Genomic DNA, 17,610 nt, shown 5'->3' with positions numbered 1-17,610 from the left:
CATCAATGAGTGAAATGATTTACGGCATCCACGCGGTGCAGGCCCTGCTGGAGCGCGCGCCGGAGCGTTTTCAGGAAGTTTTTATTCTGAAAGGGCGTGAAGACAAACGTCTGATGCCGCTGATCCACGCGCTCGAAGCGCAGGGCGTAGTGATCCAGCTGGCGAACCGCCAGTATCTGGATGAGAAAAGCGAAGGTGCTGTACACCAGGGCATTATTGCGCGCGTGAAGCCGGGCCGTCAGTATCAGGAGAACGATCTACCAGATCTGATCGCTGAGCTGGAGAATCCGTTCTTCCTGATCCTCGATGGCGTAACCGATCCACACAATCTGGGCGCGTGCCTGCGTAGCGCCGATGCAGCAGGCGTGCATGCGGTGATTGTGCCAAGAGATCGCTCCGCGCAGCTTAACGCTACCGCTAAAAAAGTCGCCTGCGGCGCGGCGGAAAACGTCCCGCTGATCCGCGTGACTAACCTGGCGCGCACCATGCGTCTGTTGCAGGAAGAGAATATCTGGATCGTCGGCACGGCCGGTGAAGCGGATCACACCCTGTATCAGAGCAAGATGACCGGACGTATGGCGCTGGTGATGGGCGCGGAAGGCGAAGGTATGCGTCGTCTGACGCGCGAGCACTGCGATGAGCTGATCAGCATCCCAATGGCGGGCAGCGTATCGTCCCTGAACGTTTCTGTTGCGACGGGTATCTGCCTGTTTGAAGCGGTGCGTCAGCGCGGAGAATAAACACTAAAGGCCGTCCAAAGGACGGCCTTTAGTGTTTTCTCCCTCTCCCCGTGGGAGAGGGCCGGGGTGAGGGCACCAGACGGTGACAACCTCACTCCTCTAACGACCGCAAATGGTCATCCTTTCTCAGCGTCATCAGCGCGAAAATACTCACCACCGCCGTTGCCATTACGTAGTACGCCGGAATATCCAGATTGCCCGTCTCTTTAATCAGCCCGGTAATAATCAGCCCCGCACAGCCGGAGAAGATCGCATTCGACAGAGAATAGGCCAGCCCCAGCCCGGTGTAACGTACGCGCGTCGGGAACATCTCTGACAGCATTGCCGGACCCGGCCCTGCCAGCATTCCCACCAGACCGCCTGCAATCAGCACCACAATCGCTTTGACCGCCAGCGTGCTGGACTCCGCTTGCAAAATTTTCAGCAGCGGCAGGGCGAGGAGCAACAGGAGCACGGTGGCGATAATCATCACCGTTCGCCGCCCGATCCTGTCGCTCAACATGCCCGACGGGATGATAGTGAGCGCAAACCCAATGTTAGAAATCACCGCAATCAGCAGCGCCTGGTTAAAACCGGTGTGCAGCGCAGATTGCAGATAGGTCGGCATAATCACCAGATAGGTATAACCCGCCGCAGACCAGACCATCACGCGGCCAATGCCCATCAGGATGGTTTTGAACGTGGCGGCGGTGCTGGCCTGAGTAACAACCGGCTTTTCCCGTTGCTGCACAAAGCTCGGCGTCTCTTCCATGCTCACCCGCAGCCATAGCGCGACCGCACCCATCGGTAACGCCAGGAAGAACGGAATACGCCAGCCCCAGTCGTGCAGGGCTTCAGGGGAAAGAAGAACAGAGAGCAACGCGACAATGCCTGCGCCCGCTAACAGCCCGAGCGCAACGGTGAAGGACTGCCATGCGCCGTAAAGGCCGCGCTTGCCGCGCGGGGCGAACTCCGTCATCAACGAGACCGCACCGCCATATTCACCGCCGGCAAACAGACCTTGCAGAATACGCAGGAGCGTCACGATCAGCGGCGCGGCAATCCCGACACTGGCATAGACCGGCACAATCCCGATGGCAGCGGTGGCGAGCGTCATCAATACCAGCACAATAATCAGCGTCGGTTTGCGACCAATCCTGTCGCCAATGCGGCCAAAGACCACCGCACCCAGCGGGCGGAAGAAGAAAGCAATGGCGAATGAGGCCCAGGTGAGGATCAGGCTGGTGAGCTCCGCTTCCCCCTCAAGCTGGAAGAAATTTCTGGCAATCACCGTTGCCAGAAAACCATAGACCGCAAATTCATACCACTCGATGAAATTACCGATGGAGCCTGCAATTAATGCACGCTTGTGCGCATCCTGTTGCATAACGAGCCTCACAAAAACGGGGTAAGAATAAATTATTCAGCATTAGCGAAGTAATGAAATAGTTTATTCTTATGTTCTGTGAGCTATTTCACGAATGATATCAACACGATCGTCATCGTGTGACCCCCCTCCCATGCAGCGTGTATGCCCTCTGTCCATACTTACCTTTATTGCCAATGAAAGGAGGGAGACAGCATGCACTGGCAGACACATACCGTTTTTAATCAACCTGCACCGCTATCGAACAGCAACCTTTTTCTCTCTGATTGCGCCCTGCGCGATGCGGTAGCGCGCGAAGGGGCTGAGTGGGACGTGGATCTTCTTGCCAGCATCGGACAGCAGTTGGGTACGGCGGAGTCGCTGGAGCTGGGCAGGCTGGCGAACGTTAATCCGCCGGAACTGCTGCGTTATGACGCCATGGGAGAGAGGCTGGATGACGTCCGCTTTCATCCGGCATGGCATCTTCTGATGCAGGGGCTTTGCGCCAACCGGGTGCACAATCTGGCGTGGGAGGAGGAGGCGCGGAAAGGATCGTTCGTCGCCCGGGCCGCGCGTTTTGTGCTTCATGCTCAGGTGGAGGCGGGAACGCTATGCCCGGTGACCATGACCTTCGCCGCCACGCCGCTGTTGCAACAGTCGCTGCCCAAACCGTTTCACGACTGGTTAACGCCGCTGATGAGCGATCGCTACGATCCCCATCTCGCACCGGGGGCGCAAAAGCGTGGTCTGCTGATCGGCATGGGGATGACGGAAAAGCAGGGCGGTTCAGACGTACTCAGTAATACCACCAAAGCAGAGAAATGCAGCGATGGCAGTTACCGGCTGGTTGGGCACAAATGGTTTTTCTCCGTGCCGCAGAGCGATGCGCATCTGGTGCTGGCGCAGGCGAAGGGCGGGTTGTCCTGCTTTTTTGTGCCGCGTTTCTTACCCGACGGGCAACGCAATGCCGTGCGCCTTGAGCGTCTGAAGGAGAAGCTCGGTAACCGTTCAAATGCCAGCAGTGAGGCTGAGTTTCTTGATGCTTCCGGCTGGCTGCTGGGCGAAGAGGGTGAAGGTGTCCGGCAAATTCTGAAGATGGGCGGGCTGACGCGCTTTGACTGCGCGCTTGGCAGCCACGGACTGATGCGCCGTGCGCTCTCGGTGGCGCTTTATCATGCCCATCAGCGGCAGACCTTCGGCAAAAACCTCATCGACCAGCCGTTAATGCGCGACGTGCTAAGCCGTATGGCGCTGGTGCTGGAGGGACACACGGCACTGCTGTTCCGACTCGCCCGGGCGTGGGACAACCGCACCGACCCGCAGGAGTCCGCATGGGCGCGGCTTTTCACTCCGGCGGCAAAATACAGCGTCTGCAAAGCGGGCATACCGTTTGTGGCAGAGGCAATGGAGGTGCTGGGCGGTGCAGGCTATTGCGAAGAGAGTGAGCTTCCGCGGTTGTACCGCGAAATGCCCGTCAACAGCATCTGGGAAGGCTCTGGCAATATTATGTGCCTGGATGTACTGCGCGTGCTGGCGAAGCAGTCGGGCATTCTCGACTTGCTCGCCGATGATTTCGCGCAGGTAAAAGGCCAGGACAGGCACTTCGATCGCAGCTGGCGGCAGCTACAGCAGAAGCTGCGTAAACCGCAGGAAGCGCAGGGCAGGGAGATCGCGCGGCAGCTCTTTTTACTCGGTGCTGGAAGTCAGATGCTGCGGCACGCAACGCCGCCCGTGGCGCAGGCGTGGTGCCGCATGATGCTGGATACCCGGGGCGGCACGCTGATGAGTGAACAGGTGCAAAACGACCTGCTGCTGCGCGCCACGGGCCGGGTCGGTTAAGCTTTCAGCTGGAACAGGCTCACCAGCCGGGTGAGATGTGAACCCTTCTCGCGCAGCGTCTGTGCCGTCTGCTCGCTGCGCGAGATGCGATCGGCATTGATGTGCGATGCCTCACCGATGTGCGTCATCGCCAGATTCACCTGACCAATCCCCGCAGACTGCTCGCGGGAGGCGTGGTTGATCTCGGTGACAAGCTGGCTGATGTTATCGATATGAATAATGATGGCATCCATCGCCAGGCGCGTCTGTTCAGACAGCGCATGACCTTCGCTCACCTTGTTCAGCGTGTCGCCAACCAGCTGTTCAATCTCTTTAACCGCGTTAGCGCTGCGTGCCGCCAGGGCGCGCACCTCTTGCGCCACCACGGCGAAACCTTTCCCGTGCTCGCCCGCCCGCGCCGCTTCAACCGCCGCATTAAGCGCCAGGATATTGGTCTGGAAAGCGATGGACTCAATCACGCGGGTGATGTCTTCAATGCGTTTCGATGCATCACGGATATCATCCATGGTGGAAACTGCGTGGATCACCGTCTCTCCACCCTGATGCACCGCGCGCGAGGTTTCACCCACCAGCTGCTGCGTTTGCTCCATGTTGGCGGCATTTTGCTGCACGGTGGCGGCTAATTGCTCCATGCTGGCGGAGGTCTCCTCAACGCTGCTGGCCTGCTTGTTGATCTGTTCAGAGATCTCGCCAGTGTCTGAAGCCAGCGCGTTAGTCCCCAGATGGATTTCGCTTGCGGCCTCGCGGACCTGCAACACAATTTTTTGCAGGCCGCCCCCGATCCCGTTGATGGCATGAATCAGCTGGCCGACTTCATCCTGGCAGGTTACCGGCAGGCTGGCGCGAAGATCGCCTGCGGCATACTGCCGGGCAAGCGCAATCACTGCGCGCAGTGGGCGGGTGAGCATCCGGCGAATGAGGAGAACGAACAGGCCCGCGAAGAGCGCGGATAGCACCACGCCCGCCATCAGGAATCGATCGCGCAGCGTGGTGACGCTTGATAGCAGTACGGCTTTGTCCACTTCACCCACGATGGTCCAGTTCCAGCCCGGCAGCGGCGTGTAGGCAATCTTGAGCGTACGGCCATCTGCGCTCACGCGTTCCAGCGTGCCGGCTTTATCACTCAGAAGCTGCTGCTGTGTCGCCGTGTCCCAGTTGGGCAGTTTGCCCTCTTCGCTGGCATGGAACAGATACTGCCCGCGCGTTTTGCCGTTGCTGCGGTCCAGCACGAAGAAGTGGCCGCTTTCGCCCAGACGACGGTTAAGGATTTTCTGGCGCATGACGTTCCATGAATGGGTGATGTCCACGCCGACAAAGATGATCCCGATAACCTGGCCTTCCGCATTTTTAACAGGCTGGTACTGCGTGATATAGCGCTTGCCGAACAGCAGCGCGAGGCCACGATAGACCTCCCCTTTGGTGACAGCCGCAAATGCCGGGCTGGTGGTATCAAGAACGGTTCCGATGGCGCGGTCGCCATTCTCTTTGCGCAGCGACGTGGCCACGCGGATAAAATCGTTACCGCTGCGGACAAACAGCGTCGAGATGGCTCCCGTTCGGCTCAGAAAGTCATCAGAAAGCGTATTGTTTTCATGCAACGCCGTTTCGCCGCCTTTCAGCAGAGGAACGGTAAGCCCATTTATGGTCCGGCTCTGGCTGCTGTCGCTGGCCAGCGGCTGGGGCAAAAAGGTGGTGAACAGGCGGGTATAGCTTTCAACTTCTTCGCTCAGGCTGGTATTGAACATTTGCACCATATCCACCATGCCGGTGGACTGATTATGCAGGTCTTCAACCGCAAGATTTTCAAGCTGCTGGCTTGCGTTGTGGCTCAACAGGAAAGTGAACAGCAAAAAAAGCGTGGCGACACTTGCACCTGTAAGCAGCGATAGCTTCGTGCCCAGTCCTGCCCGGCGGAAAAAGGTGATCATAAATTGCTCATTATTGAAAAGTGATGGCTGTTCAACGGCAGAGCGGAGAGAACGTTTATCCGTTTAATGTAAAAAATTGTTACCCGTTTGTTTTTATTGAGTTTATGAAGATATAAAAAATTTGCAAAAGTGAAAAGCCACTAAAATTAAGTGGCTTTTATCGACGGGGGTTATGCATAGAGAATAGCCTGCACGCGCCAGTGATTAACATGATGATCTTCCTGCATCTGGACGATGCGATACCAGGATGCACCCTGTTCATCGGCCTTCAGGGCCACGACACGCTCAACGTCTTGCGGACTCCCCGTGATATTATTAACGGAGATCTGACCAATCTCGTTCAGGCCCGTGACGCAATCCGCGCTGGCAAATTCGGCCGACTGCGCCGTGGTGCTCAGCAGGCCCGCTGAAAGCAATAGCGTCGTTAAAGCAAGGGTTCGTTTCATCGTCAGCTCCTTTTCACGTATCTCCGGTATCCGCCGGGCAATCCTTCGCGAATAAACTCATTTCCATTGTTGCTGGCATGGAGTTTATTGTGGACAGGAAAATGTCTACGGACGCAAAGCAGTGTAAAGGTCATTCAAATGATAATGCTTATTTACGGTACAAAATGCCCTGCGCGTACCACTGTCCCGTAATAATGGTTTCATCAATCATCGTGATGACGTAATAATCTGCTTTTGCGGCAACGGCCTGTGCTTCAATTGCGTCTTCTGCATCATCCGGGGAACCACGAACCATTGCGGATACGGTGCCCAGGCGTTGTAATCCTTCCGTCTGATTACGACGAATTTCCTGAGGATGATCGGTAACCGGCGGCGCCGGTTCTGGCGTACCCTGCAATATGGAACATCCGCTGAGCAGTGAGGCCAGCAATAAAGCCGTAAGCCTGCGCATAAACCTGTCTCTTTTCCTGATAGCCATAGTGTAGTTGTCTGCGAATTTAGTTTTGGGGGAATGTTCCCGAAGTGTTATCTGGGGCGTAGATTTCGAATGAAAATATCGTGAAACCGTAATCCAGCTCTCAACATTATGAATCATTCATCAGCACAGGATCGACAATGATTGAAATTGAAACTCGCCAGCTAAGTGAGCATGAAATCATCCATGCTTTTCCGGCTGGTAAAGGTGAACAGCCGCTGCCGACGGTAGTTTTCTATCATGGTTTTCTCTCCTCGAAGCTGGTCTACAGCTATTTTGCCGTCGCGCTGGCGCAGGCCGGTTTCCGGGTGGTCATGCCTGATGCGCCGAATCATGGGGCACGCTTTACGGGCGATGAGCAGGCGCGGCTGGGGCTGTTCTGGCAAACGCTGCACGGCAATCTGACCGAGTTCGCCGGGCTGCGTGACGCGCTCTTGCAGGCCGGGCTGGTGGAGGGGAAACGGCTGGCGGTCGCAGGGGCATCAATGGGGGGAATGACGGCGCTGGGGATCATGGCCAGGCATCCGGAGGTGACGTCCGTGGCTTGCCTGATGGGATCGGGCTACTTTACGTCACTGGCAATGACGCTGTTCCCGCCTCAGGCCCCTCAGGAGGTGGAGGCCCTGTTGTCTGAATGGGACGTCAGCCATGCGCTTTCGCAGCTGGCCGATCGTCCGCTGCTGCTGTGGCATGGCGATGCCGACGACGTAGTCCCCCCGGGCGAAACGTTCCGTCTGCAACAGGCGCTACAGCGCGAAGGGCTGGACAGCAATCTGACCTGCCTGTGGGGAGCCGGTGTCCGGCACCGTATTACCCCGGCAGCGCTGGAAGCAACCGTGGAGTTTTTCCGCCAGAACCTTTAAACGCGCAGCACCGTGACACCCTGATCCTCGAGCTTGCTGAGGATCTCGGGGTTGGCATTTTTGCCGGTGATCACCATGCTGATTTGCTCGGCGCGGCTGAAAAGCATGCCGGCGCGTTCACCGACCTTGCTGCTGTCGACCAGCACTACCAGCTTGCCCACCACGTTAAGCATGTTTTGTTCCGCCATTGCGGTGAGCATATCGGTTTTATACAGGCCATCCGCCGTCAGGCCTTTGCCGCTGGTAAACATCCAGTGCCCGGCGTAAAGGCTGTTTTCACTGTCCTGCGGGCTGAGGGTTATGGACTGGCTCTTGTTGTACTGGCCGCCCATGATCACCACGCTTTCATGTTCCTGGTCAATGAGATAGTTGGCTAGCGGTAAATAGTTGGTGATGATTTGGACCGGCTTGCCGCACATCTCACGACCCAGCAAGAAGGCTGTCGAACCGCAGTTGATCACCACACTTTCTCCAGGATTTACCAGCTGTGATGCCGCTCTGGCAATCCGCACCTTTTCGTCGTGATTCTGCGCCTGGTGAATGTTCATCGGCGTCCAGCGTGGACGCTGCTGGCTGATGGCCTCTGCGCCGTTGCGGACTTTTTTTAGCTTACCGCTCTCATCCAGCTTGTTGATATCCCGCCGCGCGGTGGCGGGGGAAATCCCTAAACGTTCGATCACTTTCTCGACGGTGATAAACCCTGTTTGCGCCAGGAGTTCCAGTAAAATTTGATGCCGTTGCGCTTCCGTCATGAGCTATTCCGATAAGAATTGATTTGAAAAGATAATATTTGAAATAGCGTGAAATTACTAAAATAAAAATGACATCGCCAGATGCAGGGTCTGGCGATGGGGACCAGGAATCAGAGGAAGGACTTGAAGGGCAGGTCTGGTTCAATCGTGAAGCAATCATCGAAACCACGCGGGTAGTGGTACTCAAGATTGTCTTTATCCAGCGGCCAGGTGAACTTGCCGCCAACCTGCCAGATGAACGGCTTGAAGCCATACTTGAGGCGATCTTTTTTCATCTCCCACAGAACGCGAATTTCTTGTGGATCGGCCTGGAAGTTTGACCAGATATCGTGGTGGAACGGGATCACCACTTTGGTGTTCAACGCTTCGGCCATACGCAGCATGTCCGCGCTGGTCATTTTGTCGGTGATCCCGCGCGGGTTTTCGCCGTAGGAGCCAAGCGCCACGTCAATCTGGTGCTCGTTACCGTGTTTCGCGTAGTAGTTGGAGTAGTGGGAGTCACCGCTGTGATACAGGGAACCGCCAGGCGTTTTGAACAGGTAGTTCACTGCGCGATCGTCCATCCCGTCAGGCAATACGCCTGCGGCTTTCTGGTCGGCTGGCAGGGTGATCAGCGCGGTACGGTCAAAGGCATCCAGTGCGTGAATCTCAATGTCTTTGATTTTCACTACGTCGCCAGGCTTCATCACGATGCAGCGCTCTTTTGGTACACCCCAGCCAATCCACAAATCCACGCAGGTCTGCGGCCCGATAAAGGGTACGTCGTCCGCGCAGTTTTGCATTACCGCTGCCGCCACGTTCACGTCGATATGATCGTTGTGATCGTGGGTAGAGAGAACGGCGTCGATCTGGCGAATGGCAAAAGGATCAAGCACAAAAGGCGTGGTGCGCAGGTTCGGCTGAAGTTTTTCCACGCCAGCCATACGCTGCATCTGGTGGCCTTTTTTCATCAGAGGATTGCCATGGCTCTGTTTGCCGGTGCCGCACCAGAAATCAACGCAAATATTGGCACCACCCTCAGATTTCAGCCAGATCCCGGTGCAGCCCAGCCACCACATCGCAAATGTGCCTGGAGCAACCTGTTCCTGCTCGATCTCTTCGTTCAGCCAGCTACCCCACTCCGGAAAGGTACTTAAAATCCATGATTCACGGGTGATGGTTTTCACTTTACTCATCGTTTGACTCCTGGTTTTAATCAAAAGTAATCATAGTGTGATTTGTTGTGATTAATGCTGGCACTATTTGAACCTATTTGCAATGGCTAACTTACGTAAAATTCCCGTCTTCACATCACATTAAAAACGTTATGACGTTGTTAAGATAACAATATTAAGTGGATAACATCATGAATTATAAAGTTTTAATTATGATTTTGGTTTGATGGTGAAAATCCTTACTCGCCACGAGGAAATAAATTGCGTGATGCGTCACAAATAATCAAATGCAATCTTGTGGTGATTATTTGTGATTAATAGAGTGATGGCACCAACCACACAGGGATTACCCCTCGTGTTCTCATTTTCTGGAGAGAGTTATGGAGATCCTCTACAACGTCTTTACCGTTTTCTTTAATCAGGTAATGACCAACGCCCCGCTGCTGCTGGGTATCGTGACGTGCCTGGGATACATCCTGTTGCGTAAAAGCGTCAGCGTGATTATCAAAGGCACCATCAAAACCATCATTGGTTTTATGCTGTTGCAGGCGGGGTCTGGCATTCTTACCAGCACGTTTAAGCCGGTCGTTGCCAAAATGTCTGAGGTGTACGGCATTAACGGTGCCATTTCTGACACTTACGCGTCTATGATGGCCACCATCGATCGCATGGGGGATGCGTACAGCTGGGTTGGGTATGCGGTGCTGCTTGCGCTGGCGCTGAACATCATTTACGTACTCCTGCGCCGCATCACCGGTATTCGCACTATCATGCTCACCGGGCACATCATGTTCCAGCAGGCGGGGCTGATTGCGGTTTCTCTCTATATCTTCGGCTACCCCATGTGGACCACAGTCATCTGCACGGCAGTGCTGGTCTCGCTCTATTGGGGCATCACCTCCAACATGATGTATAAGCCAACGCAGGACGTTACGGACGGCTGTGGCTTCTCCATTGGTCACCAGCAGCAGTTCGCCTCCTGGATCGCTTACAAAGTTGCGCCGTACCTGGGCAAAAAAGAGGAGAGTGTTGAAGATCTCAAATTGCCTGGCTGGCTGAATATCTTCCACGACAACATCGTCTCCACGGCGATTGTGATGACCATTTTCTTCGGTGCCATCCTGCTCTCCTTTGGCATTGACGTGGTGCAGGCGATGGCGGGTAAAACCCACTGGACGGTCTATATCCTGCAAACCGGTTTCTCCTTCGCCGTAGCGATTTTCATCATTACCCAGGGCGTGCGTATGTTTGTCGCCGAACTGTCGGAAGCGTTTAACGGCATCTCTCAGCGCCTGATCCCTGGCGCAGTGCTGGCGATTGACTGTGCGGCTATCTATAGCTTTGCGCCAAACGCCGTCGTCTGGGGATTTATGTGGGGCACCATCGGCCAGCTGATTGCGGTCGGCATCCTGGTCGGCTGCGGCTCCTCAATTCTGATTATTCCTGGCTTTATCCCGATGTTCTTCTCCAACGCCACTATCGGCGTGTTTGCTAACCACTTCGGCGGATGGCGCGCTGCGCTCAAGATCTGCCTGGTGATGGGGATGGTTGAAATCTTCGGGTGCGTGTGGGCGGTCAAGCTCACCGGCATGAGCGCCTGGATGGGCATGGCGGACTGGTCAATTCTGGCGCCGCCGATGATGCAAGGCTTTGCGTCCGTTGGGCTGGTCTTTATGTCCGTCATCATCCTGATTGCACTGACTTATATGTTCTTCGCTGGCCGTTCGCTGCGAGCTGAAGAAGACGCAGAAAAACAAACAGCAGAAGTTTCTGCTCACTAAGGAGTTCCGATTATGACCGTACGTATCCTGGCTGTGTGTGGCAATGGGCAAGGCAGCTCCATGATTATGAAGATGAAAGTGGACCAGTTTTTAACCCAGTCAAACATCGACCACACGGTGAACAGCTGCGCAGTGGGTGAATACAAAAGTGAACTGAACGGCGCGGACATCATCATCGCCTCTACGCACATTGCCGGCGAGATTAGCGTCTCAGGAAACAAATATGTTGTAGGCGTACGCAACATGCTGTCGCCTGCGGATTTCGGGCCAAAACTGCTGGAAGTGATCAAAGAACACTTCCCACAAGACGTGAAGTAAGGGCATCCCATGAAATTACGAGATTCGCTGGCGGAGAATGATTCCATCCTGTTGCAGGCTGAAGCCAGCACCTGGCAGGAAGCGGTGAAGCTGAGCGTGGATCTTCTGGTTAAGGCGGAGGTTGTCGAACCGCGTTACTACCAGGCCATTCTGGATGGCGTGGCGCAGCACGGCCCCTATTTTGTGATTGCCCCGGGGCTGGCCATGCCGCACGGCCGCCCGGAAGAGGGCGTGAAGAAAACCGGCTTTGCGCTGGTCACGCTGAAAACGCCGCTGGTGTTCAACCATGAAGATAACGACCCGGTCGATATCCTGATCACCATGGCGGCCGTCGATGCCAATACCCACCAGGAGGTGGGCATCATGCAGATCGTCAACCTGTTTGATGACGAAGCCAATTTTGACCGTTTACGCGCCTGCCGCACCGCGCAGGACGTGCTGGATTTAATTGATAACGCCACTGCGGCGGCCGTTTAAGAGGAATTGAAAATGTCATTACCAATGTTGCAGGTCGCGCTGGATAACCAGACGCTGTCTCACGCTTACGAAACCACCCGTCTGATCGCGGAAGAAGTGGATATCATCGAAGTGGGTACCATTCTGTGCGTGGGTGAGGGCGTGCGTGCGGTTCGTGACCTGAAGGCGCTCTACCCGCACAAAATCGTACTGGCAGATGCCAAAATCGCTGACGCGGGCAAAATTCTCTCCCGCATGTGTTTTGAAGCCAACGCCGACTGGGTGACCGTGATCTGCTGTGCGGATATCAACACCGCCAAAGGCGCGCTGGATGTGGCAAAAGAGTTCAACGGCGACGTGCAGATTGAACTGACCGGTTTCTGGACCTGGGAGCAGGCGCAGGCGTGGCGCGATGCGGGTATCCAGCAGGTGGTTTATCACCGCAGCCGTGATGCGCAGGCCGCAGGCGTGGCGTGGGGCGACGGGGACATCAGCGCGATTAAACGTCTGGCCGATATGGGCTTCAAAGTGACCGTGACCGGTGGCCTGGCGCTGGAAGATCTGCCGCTGTTCAAGGGCATCCCGATTCACGTCTTCATCGCGGGTCGTAGCATCCGTGACGCGGCGTCTCAGGTGGAAGCGGCGCGTCAGTTCAAACGCTCAATCGCTCAGCTTTGGGGCTAAGGAGCGGGTATGTTGTCAAAACAGGTTCCGCTAGGCATCTATGAAAAGGCACTCCCTGCGGGGGAGTGCTGGCTGGAGCGGTTACAGCTGGCGAAGCAGCTGGGTTTCGATTTTGTCGAAATGTCGGTGGATGAGACGGACGAACGTCTTGCACGCCTGGACTGGCGCCGCGACCAGCGTCTGGCACTGGTGAGCGCCATTGCCGAAACCGGCGTGCGCGTACCGTCCATGTGCCTGAGCGCTCATCGTCGTTTTCCGCTTGGCAGCGAAGATGATGCCGTACGCGCCGAAGGGCTGGAGATCATGCGTAAAGCCATTCGCTTTGCACAGGATGTCGGCATCCGCGTGATCCAGCTGGCGGGTTACGATGTTTACTATCAGGAAGCCAACGATGAAACGCGCCGTCGTTTCCGTGACGGACTGAAAGAGAGCGTTGAGATGGCAAGCCGCGCGCAGGTGACGCTGGCGATGGAGATCATGGATTATCCGTTGATGAACTCCATCAGCAAGGCGCTGGGCTACGCGCACTATCTGAATAACCCGTGGTTCCAGCTTTATCCGGATATCGGCAACCTGTCGGCATGGGATAACGACGTACAGATGGAGCTTCAGGCGGGCATCGGGCATATCGTGGCGGTGCACGTCAAAGATACCCGTCCTGGCGTGTTTAAAAACGTCCCGTTCGGTACCGGGGTGGTGGAGTTCGAACGGTGCTTCGAAACGCTCAAGCAGACAGGCTATTGCGGGCCTTACCTGATTGAAATGTGGAGCGAAGCGTCTGACGACCCGGCGGCGGAAGTCGCGAAGGCGCGGGACTGGGTGCGCGAGCGCATGGCGCGGGCAGGGCTGCTGGAGGTGGAACATGCTTAAGCTGAAACAGCAGGTCTTTGAGGCCAATATGGATCTGCCGCGCTATGGCCTGGTGACGTTCACCTGGGGCAACGTAAGCGCCATCGATCGCGAGCAGGGGCTGGTGGTGATTAAGCCGAGCGGCGTGGCCTATGACGCCATGAAAGTGGACGATATGGTGGTGGTTGACCTGGAAGGACACGTCGTTGAAGGCAAATGGCGCCCTTCTTCAGATACGGCAACTCACCTGGCACTGTATCAGCGTTACCCGTCTCTGGGGGGGGTTGTGCATACCCATTCCACGCACGCCACCGCCTGGGCACAGGCCGGACTGGCGATCCCTGCTTTGGGTACGACGCACGCAGATTACTTCTTCGGCGATATTCCCTGCACGCGCGCGTTAACGCAGGCAGAGGTCGAAGGCGAGTACGAGCTTAACACCGGCAGGGTCATTATCGAAACGCTGGGTGAGACGGACCCACTGCATACGCCGGGTATTGTGGTGTACCAGCATGGTCCGTTCTCCTGGGGTAAAGATGCGCATGATGCCGTGCATAACGCGGTGGTGATGGAAGAGGTGGCTCGAATGGCGTGGATTGCGCGCGGCATTAACCCACAGCTTCAGGGCATTGATGATTATCTGATGAACAAGCATTTCATGCGTAAGCACGGCCCGAATGCTTATTACGGGCAGAAGTGAATAAGTGCTCTGGAATACCGAAACAGTTGTAACCGGTGGTATTCCGGAGCCATTCATAAAAAAGCCCCCGGACAGGGGGCAAATTATATATGGCTTTGATTTTCATTGGCTTTCCTGGTGCTAGCGATAAAGCGTTACTGGTAAATATCTGCACTGGCGTGCATATTACCGTTGCTGCCGGGCTCACGCGTCAGCATGACGTGATAGTATTTTGCGCCCTGCGCATCGGTTTCTTCATTAAGCGCCCGATCTGCTACACTTTCAGTGGCGAAGTTATGATTGATGTAAATAACGCCTAAGCTCTGCACATCATCCATGTTTCTGGCCTGGTGGCTGTCTATTCTGATGGCTGCCATCGCGTTTGCACTGAGCAAAAGCGCAGCCAAAATGGCGATTGCGATTCTTTTCATGATATACGCTCCACGACTGCGTGCTGTGATACGAGGTAATGTTCTCCTTCTCTGTTCAGGGTTACTGATTAAAGTGTAATCGCTACTCGGGTTGCGATGGGTGACCATTTCTGATGGTGTTGTTCAAAAAAACAGCGCTTCTGATGAGTGCGATTTTAAATCACCCGCTTAGAACAGCTTTACCCTTTGTGCGAATTATTTGTGCAATCAGCTTGAGTTTCCTGGGGTGCGCAAGTATTATGACGCGTCAATTTTTCAGCCGACCTTTAACACGTTCCTTGCCTCCCCGGGCCTCGGCTGACCCAGACAGGAGGCTGAATAATCCGTAAGGAGCAATTCGATGCGTCATTACGAAATCGTTTTTATGGTCCACCCTGACCAGAGCGAACAGGTTCCGGGCATGATCGAGCGTTACTCTGCTGCCATCACTGGTGCAGAAGGCACGATCCACCGTCTGGAAGACTGGGGCCGCCGTCAGCTGGCTTACCCGATCAATAAACTGCACAAAGCTCACTACGTTCTGATGAACGTTGAAGCACCGCAGGAAGTGATCGATGAGCTGGAAACTACCTTCCGCTTCAACGATGCCGTTATCCGCAGCATGGTTATGCGTACCAAACACGCAGTGACCGAAGCATCTCCGATGGTTAAAGCGAAAGACGAGCGCCGTGAGCGTCGCGATGATTTCGCAAACGAAACCGCAGATGATTCTGATGCTGGGGATTCTGAAGAGTAATTTCTGATGACCAACCGTCTGGTGTTGTCCGGCACCGTGTGCAGGACCCCCCTTCGAAAGGTCAGCCCATCAGGAATTCCGCATTGCCAGTTCGTGCTTGAGCATCGTTCTGTGCAAGAGGAAGCCGGGTTTCACCGGCAGGCGTGGTGCCAAATGCCCGTGATTATTAGCGGACACGAAAACCAGGCCATTACTCACAGTTTAACGGTCGGTAGCGCAGTAATCGTTCAGGGGTTCATTTCTTGCCACAAGGCAAAGAACGGTCTGAGCAAAATGGTTCTGCATGCCGAGCAGATTGATTTGATAGATTCTGGAGACTAGCCATATGGCACGTTATTTCCGTCGTCGCAAGTTCTGCCGTTTCACCGCGGAAGGCGTTCAAGAGATCGACTATAAAGATATCGCAACGCTGAAAAACTACATCACCGAAAGCGGTAAGATTGTCCCAAGCCGTATCACCGGTACTCGTGCAAAATATCAGCGTCAGCTGGCTCGCGCTATCAAACGCGCTCGCTACCTGTCTCTGCTGCCGTACACTGATCGTCATCAGTAATCGGGCACGGTCCATTAATACGACTTTAAGAGGATAAGGTAATGCAAGTTATTCTGCTTGATAAAGTAGCAAACCTGGGCAGCCTGGGTGATCAGGTAAACGTTAAAGCGGGTTACGCTCGTAACTTCCTGGTTCCACAGGGTAAAGCTGTTCCAGCTACTAAGAAAAACGTAGAGTTTTTCGAAGCACGTCGTGCTGAACTGGAAGCCAAACTGGCTGACGTTCTGGCGGCTGCTAACGCTCGCGCTGAAGCAATCAACGCACTGGGCACCGTTACTATCGCGTCTAAAGCGGGCGACGAAGGTAAACTGTTCGGTTCCATCGGTACCCGCGATATCGCTGATGCAGTTACTGCGGCAGGCGTTAAAGTGGCTAAGAGCGAAGTTCGTCTGCCGAACGGCGTTCTGCGTACCACTGGTGAGCACGAAGTTGACTTCCAGGTTCACAGCGAAGTGTTCGCTAAACTGGTTGTTAACGTAGTAGCTGAGTAATTTTTTACTCTGCTCGCGTCGAAGCGCCGGCCTTGTGCCGGCGTTTTGCTTTTTAGCGTGACCCTTCGTCATCTTTTTCTCTTGTAAGGTCGCTATTCCTGACGCATTCTTTGATAATAAATTGAAACGCAATTTTATTTATGAGAATTGTCATGGATACCGCTCTGCCCACGCCCGTTTTTGCCCGTCGAAATGTGGCCTATGCCTGCGCCACGCTCTGCTGTCTGCTCTGGGGAAGCTCGTACCCTGCCATTAAAAGTGGCTACGAACTCTTTCAGATCGCGACCGATGATATCCCCTCCAAAGTCGTCTTTGCCGGATACCGTTTTCTGTTTGCCGGCGCGTTGCTGCTGCTTTTTGCCCTGGCCCAGCGAAAACCGATTGGCAGGCTCACGCCAGCGCAGTTTGGCCAGCTCACGATCCTCGGACTGACCCAGACCTCGCTCCAGTACACCTTCTTTTATATCGGCCTGGCCTACACGACCGGTGTCAACGGCTCCATCATGAATGCTACCGGGACCTTCTTCAGCGTGCTGTTGGCGCACTTTATCTACCACAACGACAAACTCAGCTATAACAAAACGCTGGGCTGTATTCTCGGCTTTGCCGGGGTGATGCTGGTGAACTTCCACAGCGGGTTAAGCGATTTCCAGTTTGTCTGGAAAGGTGACGGATTTGTGGTGCTGGCGGCCTTTGTTCTTTCTGCCGCCACGCTTTACGGGAAACGCATTTCCCAGACCGTGGACCCGACGGTGATGACCGGCTGGCAGCTGGGGATAGGCGGGGCGGTACTGGTGGCGGGAGGCTATGCCACGGGCGGGACGCTGGAAGTGCACAGCATGAAGGCCGTCGCCGTGCTGGGGTATCTGACGTTGCTCTCATCCGTGGCGTTCGCCCTGTGGAGCGCGCTGCTGAAAGTGAATCGCGTGAGCATGATTGCCCCGTTCAACTTTGTTATTCCTGTTGCAGGGACAGTGCTTTCCGCCATCTTTCTCGGCGAAAATATTATGGACATTAAATACGCGATAGCGCTGGTGCTGGTCTGCTCGGGCATCTGGTGGGTGAATAAGCGGAGTGCCTGAGAACAAAG

At 55.2% G+C, this 17,610-nt stretch carries 21 protein-coding genes; 14 read left to right on the top strand and 7 right to left on the bottom strand.

The genetic code is table 11. From position 1 onward, the window contains the following. Positions 1-5 precede the first annotated feature (5 nt). Complete coding sequence (gene rlmB / locus G6Q29_RS09310) at positions 6-740, top strand: 23S rRNA (guanosine(2251)-2'-O)-methyltransferase RlmB (RefSeq protein ID WP_165465374.1); 735 nt, start codon at positions 6-8, stop codon at positions 738-740. 91 nt (positions 741-831) lie between these two features. Here rlmB and G6Q29_RS09305 read toward each other — a convergent pair whose 3' ends face one another. After that, entirely contained in the window at positions 832-2,106 is a 1,275-nt protein-coding gene (locus G6Q29_RS09305) for an MFS transporter (protein WP_165465373.1), read from the bottom strand. A 195-nt stretch (positions 2,107-2,301) separates the two neighbouring features. Between G6Q29_RS09305 and G6Q29_RS09300 the strand changes: the two genes are divergently transcribed. Beyond that, complete coding sequence (locus G6Q29_RS09300) at positions 2,302-3,924, top strand: isovaleryl-CoA dehydrogenase (RefSeq protein ID WP_165465372.1); 1,623 nt, start codon at positions 2,302-2,304, stop codon at positions 3,922-3,924. Here the strand turns inward: G6Q29_RS09300 and G6Q29_RS09295 are convergent. The 3 genes from G6Q29_RS09295 to bsmA all read right to left on the bottom strand — a co-directional run bounded on the left by G6Q29_RS09295 (position 3,921) and on the right by bsmA (position 6,776). Next, positions 3,921-5,852 carry a methyl-accepting chemotaxis protein gene (locus G6Q29_RS09295; protein WP_165465371.1) on the bottom strand — a complete coding sequence of 644 codons (1,932 nt, stop codon included), beginning with the start codon at positions 5,850-5,852 and terminating at the stop codon, positions 3,921-3,923. The genes G6Q29_RS09300 and G6Q29_RS09295 overlap by 4 nt on opposite strands. Before the next feature lie 170 nt (positions 5,853-6,022). Continuing rightward, positions 6,023-6,298, bottom strand: a complete 276-nt coding sequence (gene yjfN, locus G6Q29_RS09290; protein WP_003856009.1) for a DUF1471 family protease activator YjfN — start codon at positions 6,296-6,298, stop codon at positions 6,023-6,025. 148 nt (positions 6,299-6,446) lie between these two features. Further along, complete coding sequence (bsmA, locus tag G6Q29_RS09285) at positions 6,447-6,776, bottom strand: biofilm peroxide resistance protein BsmA (RefSeq protein ID WP_063151302.1); 330 nt, start codon at positions 6,774-6,776, stop codon at positions 6,447-6,449. Positions 6,777-6,913: 137 nt separating this feature from the next. Between bsmA and yjfP the strand changes: the two genes are divergently transcribed. Beyond that, complete coding sequence (gene yjfP, locus G6Q29_RS09280) at positions 6,914-7,636, top strand: esterase (protein WP_165465370.1); 723 nt, start codon at positions 6,914-6,916, stop codon at positions 7,634-7,636. Here the strand turns inward: yjfP and ulaR are convergent. Beyond that, positions 7,633-8,388 (bottom strand): HTH-type transcriptional regulator UlaR, encoded by a 756-nt coding sequence (gene ulaR, locus G6Q29_RS09275; RefSeq protein WP_003856014.1) that lies wholly within the window; start codon positions 8,386-8,388, stop codon positions 7,633-7,635. The genes yjfP and ulaR overlap by 4 nt on opposite strands. Before the next feature lie 110 nt (positions 8,389-8,498). Further along, positions 8,499-9,563: an L-ascorbate 6-phosphate lactonase gene (gene ulaG / locus G6Q29_RS09270; protein WP_165465369.1), complete on the bottom strand. Its 1,065-nt coding sequence runs from the start codon at positions 9,561-9,563 to the stop codon at positions 8,499-8,501. Between the two features lie 359 nt (positions 9,564-9,922). Between ulaG and ulaA the strand changes: the two genes are divergently transcribed. Genes ulaA through G6Q29_RS09240 form a run of 6 tightly spaced genes read left to right on the top strand, consistent with a single transcriptional unit; the run spans position 9,923 to position 14,330 of the window. Further along, the gene (gene ulaA, locus G6Q29_RS09265) at positions 9,923-11,323 is read left to right on the top strand and encodes a PTS ascorbate transporter subunit IIC (protein WP_165465368.1); all 1,401 of its coding nucleotides are present in this window, start codon (positions 9,923-9,925) and stop codon (positions 11,321-11,323) included. 12 nt (positions 11,324-11,335) lie between these two features. Beyond that, positions 11,336-11,641, top strand: coding sequence for a PTS ascorbate transporter subunit IIB (gene ulaB, locus G6Q29_RS09260; RefSeq protein WP_003856022.1), 306 nt, complete (start codon positions 11,336-11,338; stop codon positions 11,639-11,641). A gap of 9 nt (positions 11,642-11,650) precedes the next feature. Continuing rightward, on the top strand, positions 11,651-12,118 hold the full coding sequence (gene ulaC / locus G6Q29_RS09255) for a PTS ascorbate transporter subunit IIA (protein ID WP_165465367.1): 468 nt from the start codon (positions 11,651-11,653) through the stop codon (positions 12,116-12,118). 12 nt (positions 12,119-12,130) lie between these two features. Beyond that, positions 12,131-12,781, top strand: coding sequence for a 3-keto-L-gulonate-6-phosphate decarboxylase UlaD (gene ulaD / locus G6Q29_RS09250; RefSeq protein ID WP_165465366.1), 651 nt, complete (start codon positions 12,131-12,133; stop codon positions 12,779-12,781). 9 nt (positions 12,782-12,790) lie between these two features. Then, positions 12,791-13,651: an L-ribulose-5-phosphate 3-epimerase gene (locus tag G6Q29_RS09245; RefSeq protein WP_165465365.1), complete on the top strand. Its 861-nt coding sequence runs from the start codon at positions 12,791-12,793 to the stop codon at positions 13,649-13,651. Further along, complete coding sequence (locus tag G6Q29_RS09240; protein WP_165465364.1) at positions 13,644-14,330, top strand: L-ribulose-5-phosphate 4-epimerase; 687 nt, start codon at positions 13,644-13,646, stop codon at positions 14,328-14,330. Before G6Q29_RS09245 ends, G6Q29_RS09240 begins: the two co-directional genes overlap by 8 nt. Positions 14,331-14,464: 134 nt before the next feature. Here the strand turns inward: G6Q29_RS09240 and yjfY are convergent, their stop codons facing one another. Next, positions 14,465-14,740 (bottom strand): DUF1471 family protein YjfY, encoded by a 276-nt coding sequence (yjfY, locus tag G6Q29_RS09235; RefSeq protein WP_165465363.1) that lies wholly within the window; start codon positions 14,738-14,740, stop codon positions 14,465-14,467. A 340-nt stretch (positions 14,741-15,080) separates the two neighbouring features. On the opposite strand from yjfY, the gene rpsF reads away from it, so the two are divergent. The 5 genes from rpsF (at position 15,081) to G6Q29_RS09210 (ending at position 17,602) form a co-directional block, all read left to right on the top strand. After that, on the top strand, positions 15,081-15,476 hold the full coding sequence (gene rpsF / locus G6Q29_RS09230) for a 30S ribosomal protein S6 (RefSeq protein ID WP_003856034.1): 396 nt from the start codon (positions 15,081-15,083) through the stop codon (positions 15,474-15,476). Positions 15,477-15,482: 6 nt separating this feature from the next. Beyond that, the gene (gene priB / locus G6Q29_RS09225) at positions 15,483-15,797 is read left to right on the top strand and encodes a primosomal replication protein N (RefSeq protein ID WP_003856035.1); all 315 of its coding nucleotides are present in this window, start codon (positions 15,483-15,485) and stop codon (positions 15,795-15,797) included. 4 nt (positions 15,798-15,801) lie between these two features. After that, on the top strand, positions 15,802-16,029 hold the full coding sequence (gene rpsR / locus G6Q29_RS09220) for a 30S ribosomal protein S18 (protein WP_000135199.1): 228 nt from the start codon (positions 15,802-15,804) through the stop codon (positions 16,027-16,029). A 41-nt stretch (positions 16,030-16,070) separates the two neighbouring features. Then, positions 16,071-16,520, top strand: a complete 450-nt coding sequence (gene rplI / locus G6Q29_RS09215) for a 50S ribosomal protein L9 (protein ID WP_003856039.1) — start codon at positions 16,071-16,073, stop codon at positions 16,518-16,520. A gap of 152 nt (positions 16,521-16,672) precedes the next feature. Continuing rightward, the gene (locus G6Q29_RS09210) at positions 16,673-17,602 is read left to right on the top strand and encodes a DMT family transporter (protein ID WP_165465362.1); all 930 of its coding nucleotides are present in this window, start codon (positions 16,673-16,675) and stop codon (positions 17,600-17,602) included. Positions 17,603-17,610: the final 8 nt, after the last annotated feature.

The sequence above is a fragment of the Enterobacter cloacae genome, assembly GCF_011078175.1.
In the GTDB taxonomy this organism is placed as follows: domain Bacteria; phylum Pseudomonadota; class Gammaproteobacteria; order Enterobacterales; family Enterobacteriaceae; genus Enterobacter; species Enterobacter cloacae_Q.
This window is presented reverse-complemented; position numbering and strand designations above follow the sequence as displayed.